Origin of the sequence: Virgibacillus salarius (assembly GCF_039521925.1) — a bacterium.
Lineage (GTDB): Bacteria > Bacillota > Bacilli > Bacillales > Amphibacillaceae > Virgibacillus > Virgibacillus salarius.
Genome location: NZ_BAAACY010000170.1, coordinates 1 through 16,433 on the forward strand (window position 1 = coordinate 1; position 16,433 = coordinate 16,433).

General features: G+C 35.5%; 14 protein-coding genes. 10 read left to right on the plus strand and 4 right to left on the minus strand.

The annotated features are described in order from the left end of the window. Window positions 1-238 precede the first annotated feature (238 nt). Complete coding sequence (locus tag ABDZ84_RS20340; RefSeq protein ID WP_166530598.1) at window positions 239-1,153, minus strand: zinc dependent phospholipase C family protein; 915 nt, start codon at window positions 1,151-1,153, stop codon at window positions 239-241. 307 nt (window positions 1,154-1,460) lie between these two features. On the opposite strand from ABDZ84_RS20340, the gene fumC reads away from it, so the two are divergent. Further along, a complete protein-coding gene (fumC, locus tag ABDZ84_RS20345) occupies window positions 1,461-2,846 on the plus strand; it encodes a class II fumarate hydratase (protein ID WP_026680564.1) in 1,386 nt (461 codons plus the stop codon). 183 nt (window positions 2,847-3,029) lie between these two features. Beyond that, the gene (locus ABDZ84_RS20350) at window positions 3,030-3,227 is read left to right on the plus strand and encodes an alpha/beta-type small acid-soluble spore protein (protein WP_026680565.1); all 198 of its coding nucleotides are present in this window, start codon (window positions 3,030-3,032) and stop codon (window positions 3,225-3,227) included. Between the two features lie 63 nt (window positions 3,228-3,290). Here the strand turns inward: ABDZ84_RS20350 and ABDZ84_RS20355 are convergent, their stop codons facing one another. Both ABDZ84_RS20355 and ABDZ84_RS20360 read right to left on the minus strand, forming a co-directional pair. Continuing rightward, window positions 3,291-4,388 carry an ABC transporter ATP-binding protein gene (locus tag ABDZ84_RS20355; protein ID WP_343782810.1) on the minus strand — a complete coding sequence of 366 codons (1,098 nt, stop codon included), beginning with the start codon at window positions 4,386-4,388 and terminating at the stop codon, window positions 3,291-3,293. A gap of 93 nt (window positions 4,389-4,481) precedes the next feature. Continuing rightward, entirely contained in the window at window positions 4,482-5,375 is an 894-nt protein-coding gene (locus ABDZ84_RS20360) for a PucR family transcriptional regulator (protein WP_026680567.1), read from the minus strand. A gap of 160 nt (window positions 5,376-5,535) precedes the next feature. Between ABDZ84_RS20360 and ABDZ84_RS20365 the strand changes: the two genes are divergently transcribed. Together ABDZ84_RS20365 and ABDZ84_RS20370 are read left to right on the plus strand one after the other, a co-directional pair. After that, window positions 5,536-5,895, plus strand: a complete 360-nt coding sequence (locus ABDZ84_RS20365; RefSeq protein WP_026680568.1) for a YlbF/YmcA family competence regulator — start codon at window positions 5,536-5,538, stop codon at window positions 5,893-5,895. A 228-nt stretch (window positions 5,896-6,123) separates the two neighbouring features. Further along, on the plus strand, window positions 6,124-6,897 hold the full coding sequence (locus ABDZ84_RS20370; RefSeq protein ID WP_121604853.1) for an enoyl-CoA hydratase: 774 nt from the start codon (window positions 6,124-6,126) through the stop codon (window positions 6,895-6,897). A 91-nt stretch (window positions 6,898-6,988) separates the two neighbouring features. Here ABDZ84_RS20370 and ABDZ84_RS20375 read toward each other — a convergent pair whose 3' ends face one another. Then, window positions 6,989-7,174 (minus strand): YhzD family protein, encoded by a 186-nt coding sequence (locus ABDZ84_RS20375; RefSeq protein WP_026680570.1) that lies wholly within the window; start codon window positions 7,172-7,174, stop codon window positions 6,989-6,991. A 697-nt stretch (window positions 7,175-7,871) separates the two neighbouring features. On the opposite strand from ABDZ84_RS20375, the gene ABDZ84_RS20380 reads away from it, so the two are divergent. From ABDZ84_RS20380 to yhaM, 6 genes are all read left to right on the plus strand, one after another. Continuing rightward, window positions 7,872-8,771 carry an ABC transporter ATP-binding protein gene (locus ABDZ84_RS20380; protein WP_026680571.1) on the plus strand — a complete coding sequence of 300 codons (900 nt, stop codon included), beginning with the start codon at window positions 7,872-7,874 and terminating at the stop codon, window positions 8,769-8,771. Further along, window positions 8,764-10,014, plus strand: a complete 1,251-nt coding sequence (locus ABDZ84_RS20385; protein WP_026680572.1) for an ABC transporter permease — start codon at window positions 8,764-8,766, stop codon at window positions 10,012-10,014. The genes ABDZ84_RS20380 and ABDZ84_RS20385 overlap by 8 nt, the downstream gene beginning before the upstream one ends. A gap of 481 nt (window positions 10,015-10,495) precedes the next feature. Beyond that, window positions 10,496-11,722 (plus strand): metallophosphoesterase family protein, encoded by a 1,227-nt coding sequence (locus ABDZ84_RS20390; RefSeq protein ID WP_026680573.1) that lies wholly within the window; start codon window positions 10,496-10,498, stop codon window positions 11,720-11,722. A gap of 9 nt (window positions 11,723-11,731) precedes the next feature. After that, complete coding sequence (locus ABDZ84_RS20395) at window positions 11,732-14,674, plus strand: ATP-binding protein (RefSeq protein WP_205388399.1); 2,943 nt, start codon at window positions 11,732-11,734, stop codon at window positions 14,672-14,674. Window positions 14,675-14,751: 77 nt separating this feature from the next. Then, on the plus strand, window positions 14,752-15,297 hold the full coding sequence (locus tag ABDZ84_RS20400; RefSeq protein WP_026680575.1) for a GbsR/MarR family transcriptional regulator: 546 nt from the start codon (window positions 14,752-14,754) through the stop codon (window positions 15,295-15,297). Between the two features lie 105 nt (window positions 15,298-15,402). Beyond that, window positions 15,403-16,359, plus strand: a complete 957-nt coding sequence (gene yhaM / locus ABDZ84_RS20405; RefSeq protein ID WP_034678769.1) for a 3'-5' exoribonuclease YhaM — start codon at window positions 15,403-15,405, stop codon at window positions 16,357-16,359. Window positions 16,360-16,433: the final 74 nt, after the last annotated feature.

Genomic DNA, 16,433 nt, shown 5'->3' on the forward strand with positions numbered 1-16,433 from the left:
AATAGCTACTAGAGGAAGCGTAAATCTGAGCATGTAGTGATAAGGACTGAGCGAATTTTGCTCAGTTTTTCTTAATCTTCAAAATGAACCGTTTTCGTTATATCTCAGCCTTGTGTACATACTTTAAGGAGATATTGCTAACAAGTTACGAAAACGGAGGTATATTTAAAGGACCACTGGATTCGATAGCTATACCAGCTTTTAATGTGATTTGGGCGCTTATTTTTAAGCACTATTCTTAGACAATCGGTTCACAATATCTATTTTCTAATTCTAAATGTAATGGCTCGCCTGTATCATAAGAAATATTGCCAATCTTTTCAGTTAACAAGGTTACATATTTGAAATCATTTGTTTTCCAATAATCATATACAAGGGTTAAGATATCAATACCTTCCATTCTTGCTTGCCGGTATAGATCAAGAAAGCTTTGGTTGCTCGGCTTTTTTGTAGCTGGGTGATACCAAGTTTTTTGATTCAAATTAAGATAATCTGTATTTTCCTTGATAGGCTGATGTGAAAAAGGGGATATAAAAGATTTTAAAATTGTATTCTTCCACCCATGAGGATCAGATAATACCTTTAAAGCTAACTTCATATGGCGATAAGATTTATGAATATATGATGACGAATGGCGATTTAGCTCAGGAAAGTGCTTTTCAATCGTGTTATACAAAAGCAAGCTAATGTTTCTATCCAGAGACATACCGACATCTATTTCTTTATAAACTGGTGCTTTCCATGTTTTTAAATTATGATATTTTTCCATCATTATGGTGTCAATCAGAACTTCAAGCTTTTGATGTTTATTTTCTTCATACCCAGCTCGATAATGGATATATGGATGAGTATTTCTATCCAAGATATGATGAGTGACAAATCCGAAAACATACGCTTTTGCTTTTGCATTCATTTTTCCAGCTTCCATTAGCAAGTCAATGAGAAAGTCCCCACAATGCCTTGTATGAAGAGCATTTCCGATATTCTGTATATGCTCCTTCTTCATTCCTGGCCAGAAATTATAATAGAAAAAAGGGTCTGGACCCTGTGCACCAAGTTTCATATATGCTTCGTAATTAGAAAATGGATAAGTTTGGGTTACAGCATCTGCCACGTCCTCACAAAAGAGTATATGTGTCCATATATTTGGCATAACGAAATCCTCCTTTATGTAATGTTTTAGAAGACTTCTGTTCTGCTTTCGAAATCGTTTTAGATATGATGAATGAAAAACTATGTCTTCCCACACTTTAACTATCGTTTCCTATCTTACATATTATAAAAGAAAAGCTAGATGGATTGGAACCATAAACGCGTACAATTTTGTGTCAGTACAAAAAGAACAAGTAAATTTGTCAACTTGGTTGAAAATCCGTACATTCTATATATTTTCATCTGTCAATTTTCTGATACAATAGAAGGAGGTTATATGAATGAATCTACATAGGGAGGAAAGCGTAATGGATTATCGTATAGAAAAAGATACAATAGGTGAAATTCAAGTACCTGCTGATAAATATTGGGGTGCTCAAACACAACGAAGTAAGCAAAATTTCCCAATTGGTAATGAAAAAATGCCGACGGAAATAATTAAAGCGTTTGCTATTTTGAAAAAGAGTGCTGCCCATGCAAATATGGAATTAGGTTTATTAGATGAAAAAAAAGCGGAAGCAATCAATTTTGCAGCAGAACAAATTATTAGTGGGGAAATTAGTGAGCACTTTCCTTTAGTTGTTTGGCAAACAGGTAGTGGAACACAATCTAATATGAATGTAAATGAAGTTATTGCCTATGTCGGCAATAAGTGGTTAAGTGAGCAGAAAAGTGAGTTAACATTGCACCCGAATGATGATGTTAATAAATCACAAAGCTCCAATGATACGTATCCTACAGCAATGCATATTGCGTCTGTTATGAAATTGGAAGATACGGTGTTACCAGCTATTAAGACATTGAAAGATACCTTCCGCTCAAAAATGGAAACCTACAAGGATATTGTTAAAATCGGGCGTACCCATTTACAAGATGCTACACCATTAACATTGGGACAGGAAATTAGTGGTTGGCATCGTATGCTAGAAAAATCAGAAGCTATGATTAAAGAAAGTGTTCAGCATATCAAGGAGCTTGCTATTGGTGGTACTGCTGTTGGGACAGGCTTAAATGCTCATCCTGAGTTCTCTGAACGTGTTTGTGCAGCAATTAATACCTATACAGGTAAAAATTTTGTTTCTGCACCAAATAAATTCCATGCATTAACAAGTCATGACGAAACGGTATATGCGCATGGAGCTTTAAAAGGATTAGCGGCGGATATGATGAAAATTGCAAATGATGTTCGGTGGCTTGCAAGTGGACCTCGTTGTGGAATTGGCGAGATCACTATACCGGCAAATGAACCTGGAAGCTCGATTATGCCTGGAAAAGTAAATCCAACACAAAGTGAAGCAGTTACAATGGTAGTAGCTCAGGTAATGGGAAATGATGCAACGATTGGTTTTGCTGCAAGTCAAGGTAATTTTGAGTTGAATGTGTTTAAGCCAGTTATTGCTTATAATTTCCTTCAATCTTGTCAAATTCTATCAGATAGTATACTTTCATTTGATGAGCGCTGTGCCAAGGGAATCGAACCAAATTTGGAGCAAATCGATAAAAATCTAAAAGATTCATTAATGCTAGTGACAGCACTTAACCCACATATCGGTTATGAGAATGCAGCAAAAATTGCTAAAAAAGCATTTAAGGACAATGCTACATTAAAAGAAACAGCTGTTGAATTAGGGTTGCTTACTGAAGAAGAATTTGATCAATATGTGAATCCGAAAGAAATGACGTATCCAAAATAAAATGCATACTGTTTCATCAGCAACCTTTAGGCTGCCGAGAAAAATTTTCTCGGCAGTTATTTTTATCTATGAAAAATTATTATGTTAATTATATGCTTGCCAACAAATCTACAATTTACCAGTGAAAACTTATGATAAGTTTTTTGTAATCTGCTCACACTATGATTACAGGAGGTGATAAACATGGCTAACAACAGTTCAAACCAATTAGTTGTTCCTGGAGTACAACAAGCTCTTGATCAAATGAAATATGAAATTGCTCAAGAATTTGGTGTGACTTTAGGTCCTGATTCTACTTCTCGTTCAAACGGGTCAGTTGGTGGAGAAATCACTAAAAGACTTGTTCAAACTGCTCAACAACAACTAGGACCAAAAGCTTAATAATAATGGTGGAAAAGACGGGGAAGCCAATTGGCTTCCCCGCAATTTTAGTATATATAAAATTTAACGAATACGAAGCTCTGTTTCAATGTCAAAAAAGTGGGCTTTGTTCATATCAAAGGCAAGCTCAATATTTTCGCCAACATTTATATCTGTACGAGAATCGATACGTGCAATGAAATCCTGCTCTCCTATTTTAGAATAGAGGTACGTCTCAGCACCCATCAAATCAGCCACTTCAATGTTAGCTGTTATTTTAGTGTTTGGTGATGATTCAATAAATACTGGTTCATCGTGGATATCTTCTGGACGGATACCTAAAGTGATTTCTTTATCTTCGTAACCTTGGTCTCGTAATATTTTAAGCTTTCCTTCAGGTATTTCTATTTTCGTTTCTCCGACTTCCACAGTATTTCCATTTAGTTTTCCAGTGAAGAAGTTCATAGATGGAGATCCAATGAATCCACCGACAAAAACATTATCAGGGTTATCATAAACATCTTTAGGAGCTCCGATTTGTTGGATAATTCCATCCTTCATTACAACAAGGCGTGTTGCCATAGTCATCGCTTCTGTCTGGTCATGGGTTACGTAGATGGTTGTTGTTTGCAGTCTTTGATGGAGCTTTTGAATCTCTGCACGCATTTGTACACGTAATTTAGCATCTAAGTTTGATAATGGTTCGTCCATTAAGAACACCTTGGCATCACGGACAATTGCACGACCAAGTGCTACACGTTGACGTTGCCCACCTGATAATGCTTTTGGTTTACGATCTAAATAAGCTTCAAGGCCGAGAATATTTGCAGCATTCTTAACACGTTTCTCAATTTCATCCTTCTTGAATTTACGTAATTTTAAACCGAAAGCCATATTATCGTATACATTCATATGTGGATATAATGCATAGTTTTGGAACACCATAGCAATATCCCGATCTTTTGGAGCCACATCATTCATTTTTTTATCATCGATGTATAATTCACCATCGGTTATCTCTTCAAGACCAGCAATCATTCGTAAGGTTGTAGATTTACCACAACCAGAAGGTCCAACAAAAACAATAAATTCTTTATCTTGAATATGTAGGTTAAAGTCGTCTACGGCAATCGTCTTTTTATCGAACGATTTTTGAATGTGCTCTAAACGAAGTTCTGCCATTGCTCTATTCCTCCTTTATTTTTGTAAACGTTTAATTAGTTATAGTATAAAAAAAGCCTGGACAAATAGAAACAGCAAACATGCACAAAGATATTAATCTTCTTTGTGCATATTTGCTAGTAATGCTAAATATACAGTTGTGGCTTGGTGAAATTGCCGAATATCGATACCAGTCTTTTCAATAAATTTATCCAACCGATATTGCAGGCTGTTTCGATGCATATATAACTCCTTCGCAGCAACAGAAACATTTAAATTACATTGAAGGAAGGTGTGAATAGTCTGTAATAAGTCGGTGTCATCGGTGAATTCCTGTAGAATCGTTTCAGCGATATATTCTCTGAATGCTTGATCTGAGAAGCCAACCAGAATGTGAGGAATTGCTTCTTTGTAGCTTATTACCGATTTATCTGTATAGGTTAATATCCTATTAGCATAGGTTAACAAGCTCTTATACTGATGCTTAGCATCTTTATAATTCTTGGAATATGGACCAACAAAGAAGTGAATATTAACGTATAAATCACTCATTAATATATCAATAATCTGTTCGTAAGATATACTCTCCTCTGCTATGATGGGCTTCTCTTCGATAAGAATACCTTCATGTTCGTTTTCCCATATGATGGGAACGGAATAGTCGAACAATGTTTGTATTGACTCTTTAAATACTCCCGGATTTATCTGGTTTTTATTCATAGAAAAGTAAACAAAGCGATAGGGAGAAGTAATTGAAGTAGGAGCTTCCGTGAAATTTTGATCAATGATTTGCTTCCATACTTTTTCCTTTTTAGTGAGAGGTGGTCCTTGATACGGTGTTAAAAATGTACGCATTAATCGACCATCTTTTTCCGATAGTTCCTGCTTAGCAATGCCGATTTTTTCCCCATTATGTGTTAAAAACCATTGATAGGTTTCACTAACATAACCTTTTTCTTCACTATCGACAATAAGAGAAGGGAAAATATTTTTTAGTTGTTCAATCATTGGCAAACCCTCATTTTCTTCAGTGCTTTTTTTTATTATAACAGTCGAAAAATTATTTAAAAATAAATAATTGAATTGACTGCAAAATTTGAAACGCTATACACGACGTATTTCGTTTGTTATAGTAAATGAGAGTAAGAAATATGAAGGAGGATTTGTCTTGCCCAATATTTATGATAGTGCTTATGATTTAGAAAAAGCAATTCGAGAAAGTGAAGAATTTAAGAGCTTAAAAACTGCCTATGATGCAGTAATGAATGACCCATCTGCAAAGCAGATGTTTGATAATTTTCGTGATACTCAAATGGCCTTGCAAGAGAAACAAATGCAGGGACAAGAAATTACTGAAGAAGAAGTTGAAAAAGCAAGACAAGTTGTTGAATTAGTTCAGCAGCATCAAGATATATCTAAATTAATGGAAGAGGAGCAACGCCTTAATCTAGTTATTAATGATGTGAGCAGAATTATTACAAAACCTTTAGAAGAACTCTATGGTACATCAGAGGATAAAAACGAATAATAAGTTAAAAGCTGCATGTAGAGCGTAGAAAAAGTGTATTTTTCTACGCTCTTTGACGTTTATTAATTAAACTGTTAGCATCCAAGCTTTTAAAACGGTGAGCAAACATGAAACTCCTTTTACTGAAATTCCTTTCCATTTAAAAATTAAAGTAATATTGCTAAAAGCAGGATAATCGGTAGATATTAGCGAATGGTTACATATAGAAATCAGAAAGGGGTAAAGAAGATGGGAGACACGATTATATACGAAAGTAGAGATTGCATTTCATATATTTACTTCAACAGGGCAGCACGTTATAATGCACTAAATGAAGAAATGTTGGAAGAACTGTTACAAACTATAAAAGAAGTTGAAAAAAATGATGATGCAATTGTGATTCTTTCAGGAGAAGGAAATGCGTTTTGCTCTGGTGGAGATATTTCAATGATGAAGGGTTTTTCAGATAAATCGTACTTTGATAATATTATGGAAATGATTGAACAAATTGTATTGAAACTATATATGATGCCTAAAATTATTATTTCATCTATACATGGATCGGTAGCTGGATTGGGTTTAAGTATTGCTTTAACTGCTGACTTTGTTGTTGCACAGAAAGAGGCAAAATTAGGCATGCTATTTATTGGTGTAGGACTTGTACCTGATGGCGGTGGTCATTTTTGGTTACAGGAACGGCTTGGTACACAGCAAGCAAAGCAATTTATTTGGGGATTAAAACAAGTGGATGGGATAAAGGCAAAACAAATGGGGTTGGTTGACATTACAGCAGAGGATAAAGCGATGCCTCATGCGACTAAGTTGGCCAATCAACTATTAGAAACACCATTAGCTGCCATGCTGCAAACCAAAATGATATATCATTCCAAGCAAAAGGAAGTATTACGTTATTATTTAGAAGAAGAGAAGCAATCGCAATGGGAACTACGAAACACGGAAGATCATCAGGAGGGGGTTAAAGCCTTTTTGGAGAAACGAAAACCGGTATTTAAAGGGAAATAAGTACAGGTTGAAACCGACTTTCTAGTTATAGAAAATCGGTTTCGTTGTGAAAACAGAGCTTATGGATCTTTGAAGAAAAAACGGCGGGAATTTATCGATGAAATAATATTAATTTAGCCTCTGGAGTAACACAGCGATGTGTATATTCAAGGTAACCTCCCTCTTCTAGTTTAGCTGTTCCAATTTCTTTTGCTTCATCATCACTAGCGGCGGTATATGTTTCATCCAATAGCTTTTCACCTGAACGGTTAAATACAGTTAGTGTATAGTTTCTCATAACATATGCTCCTCCTTGAAGTAACTTACTTATATATATTCGACAGGACTGCGTAAATTCCTTCATTAAAACCCCTTTTCTTTAACGTGTAAGTAGACTTGATAATTTAAAAGATTCGTATGTATACTGTGTGTAAATTTTACCTTATTATAAGGTGAAATAGCTAACTTTGAAAACATAGATCCGAGAAAAACGGGAGGATTAGCGGTTACGTAGGGTGGATTTAGTATAAAAGTCACAAGTTTCCCGATGAGCAAATATTTTAAGAGAGAAAGGTGAAATTAAGTTTATTATTACTACTTGCGAAGATATTTGATTGAATTTTATATTTGATAGGGATGATAGGTGTTAAAGGAGGATTTCTCGCTAATCGAGCAGGACTCTGATATCTATTTGGTACAGAGTGTTATTCCACATATGGCATTAAGGTTCTTACTTGAAGCAATCATGTGAAACCAATATAGGGGGATAAACCAAATCCCCAATTGATTGAATTTTCACTATTACAAGAAACTAATCAACTTAAGGCAAGGCTTTAGGATAGCATGTAATATATATTTTCTCTTGGTTTATAGTCATGTTATTCGTAGGATGTTGCACATTACGTTTCTGCTTTCGTAGCAAAAGCTCAGGCTAAAATGAAACAATTAACCATTTGGATCGTAGTACAGATTAAAGAAAAGGGGGAAGGATTTTAATGACGCTAAAAATAGAAGATGTGACAAAGCGATTTGGCTCACATACGGCTGTAGACGCACTTTCTTTAGAGATCCCTGAAAAGGAAATGTTCGGCTTCCTTGGGGGAAATGGTGCAGGTAAGACGACAACATTTCGAATGATATTAGGCTTATTAGATCGAACAGAAGGAAATATTTCTTGGAATGGTGAAGCCATACATTATGATAAAAGTCATTTAATAGGGTATCTCCCAGAAGAAAGAGGACTATATCCAAAGCTAACCGTTAAAGACCAGCTTATTTATTTAGGAAAGCTTCGTGGTATGAAAAAAATTGAAGTAGTAGATAAACTAACGGGATGGCTTGAACGATTCAAGATACCAGAATACATGAATAAGAAGGTGGAAGAGCTATCCAAAGGTAATCAGCAAAAAATTCAATTCATCTCATCCATCATTCATCAACCTAAATTAGTTATTTTAGATGAACCGTTTTCTGGACTTGATCCGGTCAATGTTGAAATGCTTAAAGAAGCAGTAATCGATTTAAAAGACAAGGGAACATCTATAGTATTTTCTTCTCATCGCATGGAGCATGTGGAAGAGCTATGTGAGCATCTCTGCATTCTTCATAAAGGAAAGCAGGTTGTTCAAGGGTCATTACAGGATATTAAACGCTCATATGGTAGGAAAAATTTAATTATTCATGCATCGTTTCCATTGGATTTTCTGCAAAGTTTTCCTGGAGTGGTGACCTATAAGAATGTAATGGAAGGTTGCCGCTTACAAATAGAAAGTGAAGCAATTTCGCAGGATATATTTCAAGCGCTGCAAGGAAAAGGATTTATTCGTAAATTTGAATTAGAAGAACCTTCGTTAAATGATATTTTCATAGAGAAAGTGGGTGCGTCTTATGAATAAGTTCTGGATTATCCTTGGACACACATATATGACTCGAATAAAAACAAAGTCATTTATTATTACCACCTTACTTTCGTTACTATTAATTATTGGCCTGGTGAATATTCAGTCCATTATAGACATGTTCTCTAATGATAAAGCAGATCAGATAGTCGTTATCGATGATTCCAATGAACTTTTTGAACCGTTGAATGAGCTTGTAGAACAATCGAATGAAAAAGTTGAACTAACTTCCTATAATGGAACGGTAGAAGAAGCAAAGCAGGCAGTACAGAATGAGGAATATAAGGCATTTATAAATTTATCGATCAATAAAAAGCAATTACCCGAAGCGACCTATTATGCAAATAATGTATCGGAAACAGGAAATCAGCTGTTTATAGAGCAACAACTCCAGCAATTGAAGGTATCCTATGCGACGGAACAAGCAGAGATTGATGCAGCTACATTAGCGGAGATTAATGCCCCGGTATCCTTTCAAACAGTTGCACTAGATAAAACGGCAAAGACAGATGAAGAGTTAAATCAAGCACGGGGAATTGTTTATGTGATGATGTTCGTATTATATATGGCAGTCATCATGTATGGAAACATGATAGCTACTGACGTAGCGACAGAGAAATCGTCAAGGGTGATGGAAATTTTAATCTCAAGTGCGTCACCAGTCACTCATATGTTTGCTAAAATTATTGGAATCGCATTGTTGGGATTGACTCAAATTGGTTTACTGCTCGTAGTCGGTTATACACAAATTCGTTCAAAGCAAGATGAGCTTACGGAGGGAGTCTTCACGTATTTTGGAATTGGTGACATGTCTATATCTATTTACGTGTATGCCATTGTATTTTTTATCTTAGGGTATTTACTCTATGGAACCCTTGCAGCTATGCTTGGTTCATTGGTGAGTAGGATTGAAGATGCACAGCAGTTAATTATGCCGATGACTTTTTTAATCATGATTGCTTTCTTTATCGCAATCTATGGATTAAGTATGCCAGAGTCGAGTTTAGTACAAATTACATCGTTCATACCATTTTTCTCACCTATAATTATGTTTTTAAGAGTTGGAATGCTTGATATACCTGTTTGGGAGGTAGCTTTATCTATCGGTATACTTGTAGCCACGATAGTATTATTAGCATTACTAGGTGCAAAAGTTTATAAAGGCGGAGTGCTGATGTACGGTCGATCCAGCTCTTTAAAAGATTTTAAAAAGGCAATCGCGCTATCAAAAAAAGAATAAATGTTAATCGTTTGCCTATTGATAGACCTTTACTTGTAGAAAACCTTTACGTTTTCTACAAGTTTTTTTATAGTCCAGGAAATTATAAAATTAGCCCATGTGGATAAATATGGGCCTGTTGAGCCGCGTCCAGCTCCGGCGCCCAGAAACGAGGTAACTTCACGAATCGCCCTGACGATAAGTCATCATCGGCTCGCAAGCACACCGTGCTCCTTAATCTCCGTTGACTCGCTTCAGTTGCTACGTTGCTAACAGGGCGGTTACGCTTTTGTTCATGTTAGAAAACCCCTGGCTATGCCGGGGGTTCATACGCTCGTTATTCATTAAGACGGTAAGCTAACAAATCGTTTGCCATCTTGAAAAGCTTTGTAAGCAGCAGAAATTGCTTGATTATACGGACAGCTATCTTTTTGTATGTAATTAATCGAACGTGCATTCTATTCGGTTGTTTGCTAAAATGAAGAAAGATGGAGGAATTTATATGTCAAAGCAATTATCGTTTATTCATGCTGCTGACTTGCATTTGGATAGTCCGTTTAAAGGATTAGCAAATACACCTGACCCTATATTTAAAGAGGTGAGGGAGAGTACATTTGTAGCATTAGATAACTTAGTACAAGCCGCTATTAATCAACGTGTTGATTTCGTGTTAATCGTTGGAGATTTGTTTGATAATGAAAAACAAAGTTTAAAAGCTCAAATACGATTAAAGAAAGCATTTGAAAAATTACAGAATCATGAAATTTATGTTTACATGTCTTATGGAAATCATGATTACATAAATGGGAATAAACATCCTGTAGCCTATCCCGATAATGTATATATATTTTCAAAGGAAGAGGTTCAACCTTTTCCGTACCAACGAAATGGAGAGGTATTAGCTTTGATTTACGGTTTTAGTTATGAGAATCGTGCTGTAGTAGCAAATAAAGTGAATGAATTTCAAATAACCGATACTTCAGTTCCATTTCATATCGCAATGCTACATGGAAGTGTTCAAAGTAATACAGAACATGATAGGTATGCGCCATTTCAAGTACAAGAACTATCTGAAAGGCACTTCGATTATTGGGCGCTTGGTCATATCCATAAACGACAAATTTTAAAAGAAACTCCTGCAATAGTCTATCCTGGAAATATCCAAGGCAGAAATCGAAAAGAAACAGGGATGAAAGGTTGTTATCATGTTGTATTAAATGAAGGAACGACTGATCTGGCTTTCATTCCACTGCAAGCCATTCAAATTAATCCACTTGTTGTTAATGTATCCCCATGTAATTCCGTACATGAAGTGGAATCGGTATTAATGGAGCATGTAAATAATCTTACCTATTCAACACCACAATTAATTGATTTAACTTTAATAAGTACGGATCAACGAATAACTAAATGGCAACAGGATGGTAGGATGGAAGAAATGATGGAGTTAATAAATGAGGCAACGATACAATCATCGGTTTGGAGTTATATTTTTCGATATAGCGTGAGTAAAAAGGTAGCTAGCTTTGATCGAGAATTATACAAGGGAGATCATTTCATTAGTGAATTACTCTATGAAATTGACAATCAATCCATTCAACCGTTTATTGCCGAAATATATCAACAGAAACGTGCTCGTAAATTTGTGGAACGATTAACAATAGAAGAAGAGATGGCATTGAAAACAGCTGTTAAAGAATTACTTATTTATGAGCTATTAAAGGAATGAGGGAAGAGCGTGAAATTTGAACAAGCTACCATATTTGGCTTTGGTAAATGGGTAGACGATACGATCGATTTTTCAAACCAACAGGTAACGTATATTTATGGAGAAAACGAATCAGGCAAATCAACCTTACATACTTTCATTCTTTTTATGCTTTTTGGTTTACCACCTAAGCAACGAGAGTTTTATCGACCAAAAACGAGTGGGAAAATGGGGGGAAGACTTACCGTTGTTGATAAGGGAGTACGATTTACTATTGAGCGATTTCATGAAGTACGAAATGGTGCTGCTGTTTGTTACACTGCTGATGGCAATGAAGAAGAGGAGCAATGGTTAAAAGAACGTTTAAAAGGAATGAATTATGCTATCTACCAATCAATCTTTTCATTTTCTGCAAATGATTTAGCTACTATAACAACGATGAAAGAAGATGATCTGGGGGATGTTATTTTAGGCATTGGTATGACGGGCTCTACGAATTTGTATACCGTTGAGAAGCAATTGGATTCTAAAATAGGTGAGTTATATAAACCATACGGCAAAAAACCAGCGATTAACCAGCAATTAAGTAATTTACAGCAAATGCAAGAACGTTTAGATAAATGGAAAAAATCGGAAGGTTCCTATCGAAATAAGAAATTAGAAGCTCAGCAAATAGAAAAGGAACTACAGGCGCTTCGAATTGATTTAGAACAAGAAACGGCAAAGCGAATTAAGTTGGAAAAGAAGCATCATGCTTGGCCAATTATTCAGGAATATCAAGCAGTTATGGAACGGTTACAACACTTACCTGAAGTGTTAGCTTTTCCGGAGAGTGGCAGAGAGAGATTGGAAAAGCAAAAAGAGTTGTTACTACCACTTAAAAGTGAAAATGCAGTTTCACATGAAAATATACGTCGGTTATCCGAAACGATTCATTCATTAGAGGAGAGAAAAGTAAACGAAGTTATTATACAGGAAGCAAAGGATTTATTAGCGGATAAAGCTTCTTATGAAGCGTACCAACAAGAAAATAACAGACTGCAGGTTGCATTACAAAAGCAACAGCTACATATTGAAAAAACGTTAGAAAATCTAAACATTTCTTTAAATGAAGAAGACTTACAAAACACTCATCTATCCTTTCACACAGAAAAGCATTGGAAGCATATAAAAAACGACTTGGATAAGCTTGATCTTGAAAAAGAGCAATTAGATATAGAACGTAACCAACTTAACAAACAGCGAACGATCTTATGGAATCAAATAGATACTGGAAGAGAAAATCTTTATCCAGAGAGAACAATCGATGAATGGCAACATCAGTTGAAATCTGTTAAGCATTCGGAAATGCTACAGCAAATAAACCATGTTCAAAACCAACGAAGTAAAGACTGGCAGTATAAGAAATTAATGAAAGAAAGAAAAGCAAAATACATTGTGTTAGCAGCAATTTCAGCAGCTTTGATTTGTTTACTGGTCGCAATAACAATAGAACGAAATTTATTCTTGGTAATTGCTATGTTTGTGTTGATGACAGGTGTAGGTCAATGGTTTTGGCAAAAAAAATCAATAGCTGAAATTGATCATATGCTACATTCAGAAAAACCGCAGCCAAGTAATAACGTCACGGAGAAGGAATGTTTAGAATTAGAAAGTAAGCTTGAACAGCAACAGCAGTTAAAGAATGAGATTCGGTCATTACAAGAGCAGCTAAAAACAACCGAAATATCCTTATTACAATGGGAAGAAAAACAGTTCCAGCATATGGAAAGATATCAACGGATCGAAAATCAAATGAAGGAACAACACGAACAATATCCCTTTTTACAGGAGATTAATCCGACTTACTGGCCGGAATTTTTCCATGAACTAAAAAATAGTATTAGAATGTCGAAGCAATTGCAGGAATATAGAGACAGAATTACGGAAAATCAAGAAGCATTAGAAAAAATGTCAGATAGAATATCAATGTTTTTATCAAAAGTAAATCGGGATGGGAAAGGTAAACCCATTAAACAGCAGTATGATTGGATTATGCATATCGTTGAGGAAAACGATGAAACGATAAAGCAACTAGACTTTAATCAGCAACTACTTCAGGAGACAATGGAAAATCAATATAATCTGAATGAAAAAATGAAAACCTATGAACAAGAAATGGCAAAGTTATTTACAATTGCCGAGGTTAATTCAGAGGAGGATTTCTATAAGAAGGCCAAAATAGTAGACGAAAAACGTACCTTAACTAATAGCAGAGCAAAGCTGGAAAGTCAACTCTCTGCCTTGTTTAAGGCTACTACTTGGCAGCATTATACGCAAGAGGACATGGATGCAGATTCCTTACGAATGGAGTTAGAGCAAACAAAAGAACGCATAAGCAATTTAGAAGAAGCTCTAGAAAAAGGCAGACAGACTTTGGCAGATCGTAATGCCATGATAACCTCAATAGAAATGTCTGAAGAATATTCAGATTCCATACATCTTATAGAGCAAGATAAGGAAAAACTAAACCAGTTAGTAAAAAAATGGGCTGTTATGAAAACGGCCAAAGAATTACTACTCAGAACGAAGCGGTCTTACCGCGATAAATATTTGAGCGAAATTATCGAGGAAACGTCATTATTTTTTGCAGAATTGACCGGAAATCGATATCAAAAAGTATATCCTCCATCACAGGATGTTCCGTTTAAGGTAGAGAGAAATGATGGCACGCGCTTTACGATAAAGGAGTTATCACAGGGAACGATTGATCAGTTATATGTTTCCTTGCGATTAGCGATTAGTAGTAGTATGAGTGAAAGGCATGCACTACCGTTTATGATAGATGATGCATTTGTCCATTTTGATTCTATTCGTACGCAACGTATAATAAACATTTTAAATCGTATTGCTAAACAGCAGCAAGTCCTTGTTTTTACATGTAAAAAAGAAATGGTTGAAGCTTCAGAAAATAAAAGTTATATACATCTATGAAATTCTGTTCGCATTAATTAACAAATAATGATAAACTATTTGCAGATTATATATATATGCAGGTGGAGGGACATCCATTGCCAGAGGAAAATGTATCAAAAGATTGGGAATTATATGATGAGACAATAGAAAAATTCATTCAAGTCATTGCTAAAAATATGAATTTATATGGTATCACATCTTCTGTTGGAAGATTATACGGTGTTTTATATTTTGCAGATCAACCGATGACGTTGGACGATATGCGCGATGCCTTAGAAATGAGTAAAACAAGTATGTCTACAGGTGTTCGATCATTATCTGATATGAAGATGGTTGAATCAACATTTAAGAAAGGCATACGAAAGGATTTGTATCAATCAGAAGAAGATTGGTATAAATCATTTACTTCATTATTTGGTAACCGTTGGCGCCATCATACAGAGACAAACATCGAGGAAGCCGATGAAGCTATTGCGGAATTGGAAAAGATTTATGAAGAGACAGATGATGAAAACCTAAAAAATAAAATAAGTAAAGATATTGAACGTCTACGATATGCACAGAATTATTATGAATGGTTAATGAAGTTTATTCAGGTAATTGAATCCGGAAAGATCTTCGACTATATTCCAAAACATTAATGGACAACGGAGATTGACAGATAAATGGGCTTTGGCTATTTAATGTCAGTCTCTTTTTGTTTAGATAATCTAGAACAGGCACGAATATCTAAGGGGGAGAATCAAATGAATAGTGACCTTAAAAAAGGAATTGGCCAAGTCACCATTGGCGATTCCTATGATGGATTTCTACTTATAAGAGAAGCTACAAAAGGATTAACAAGTAATGGAAAACCTTTTTTGACACTTATACTAAGCGACGCAACGGGAGAGATTGAAGCAAAGCTTTGGGATAGTACAAAAGAAGATGAAGCCACCTTCATTGCTGAACAAATAGTGAAAGTCTCAGGAGAAGTGAATCAATTTCGCGGAAAAGCACAGTTGAAAATTTTGTCATTACGTCCTGCACAGCCTACAGACGGTGTACATGTTTCTGACTTTATAGAAAAAGCACCTATTGAAAAAGATAGATTAATAGAGAAGTTAACAGAAGCTATATTTGAAATGCAAAACCCTACGTTACAACGAATAGTTCGGGCTTTTATAAAGAAGTATCAGGAAGCATTACTCATCTATCCAGCAGCTGCTAAAAATCATCATGACTATGCATCAGGCTTAGCCCACCACATTGTGAGTATGCTGGCAATTGCGAAAGAAATGCATAAATTATATCCAGAATTGAATAAGGATTTACTGTATGCGGGAATTATCCTCCATGATATTGGTAAGGTCAAAGAATTGTCTGGTGTTGTGACAACGACATATACGCTCGAAGGTAAATTACTTGGACATATTCCCATGATGGTAGAGGAAATTGGAATGATAGCAAAAGAAATGCAGATTGAGGGAGAGGAGGTTGTGATCTTACAGCATCTCGTATTAAGTCATCACGGAAAACCAGAATGGGGGAGTCCAAAGCCACCATTAGTTCGTGAAGCTGAAATATTGCATCTTATTGATTTATTTGATGCTAAAATGAATATGCTTAATCGGGCACTTGATAAAGTGAATCCAGGGGAATTTACGGAACGGCTATTTGCTATGGACAATCGTTCATTCTATAAGCCGTTATTTGAAGAATAAACAGAAATGAAGTTACGGGCATTTTTTTCATGTTCTTTTCATATATATTTTGTAGAGAAGATGGACAAGGAGGC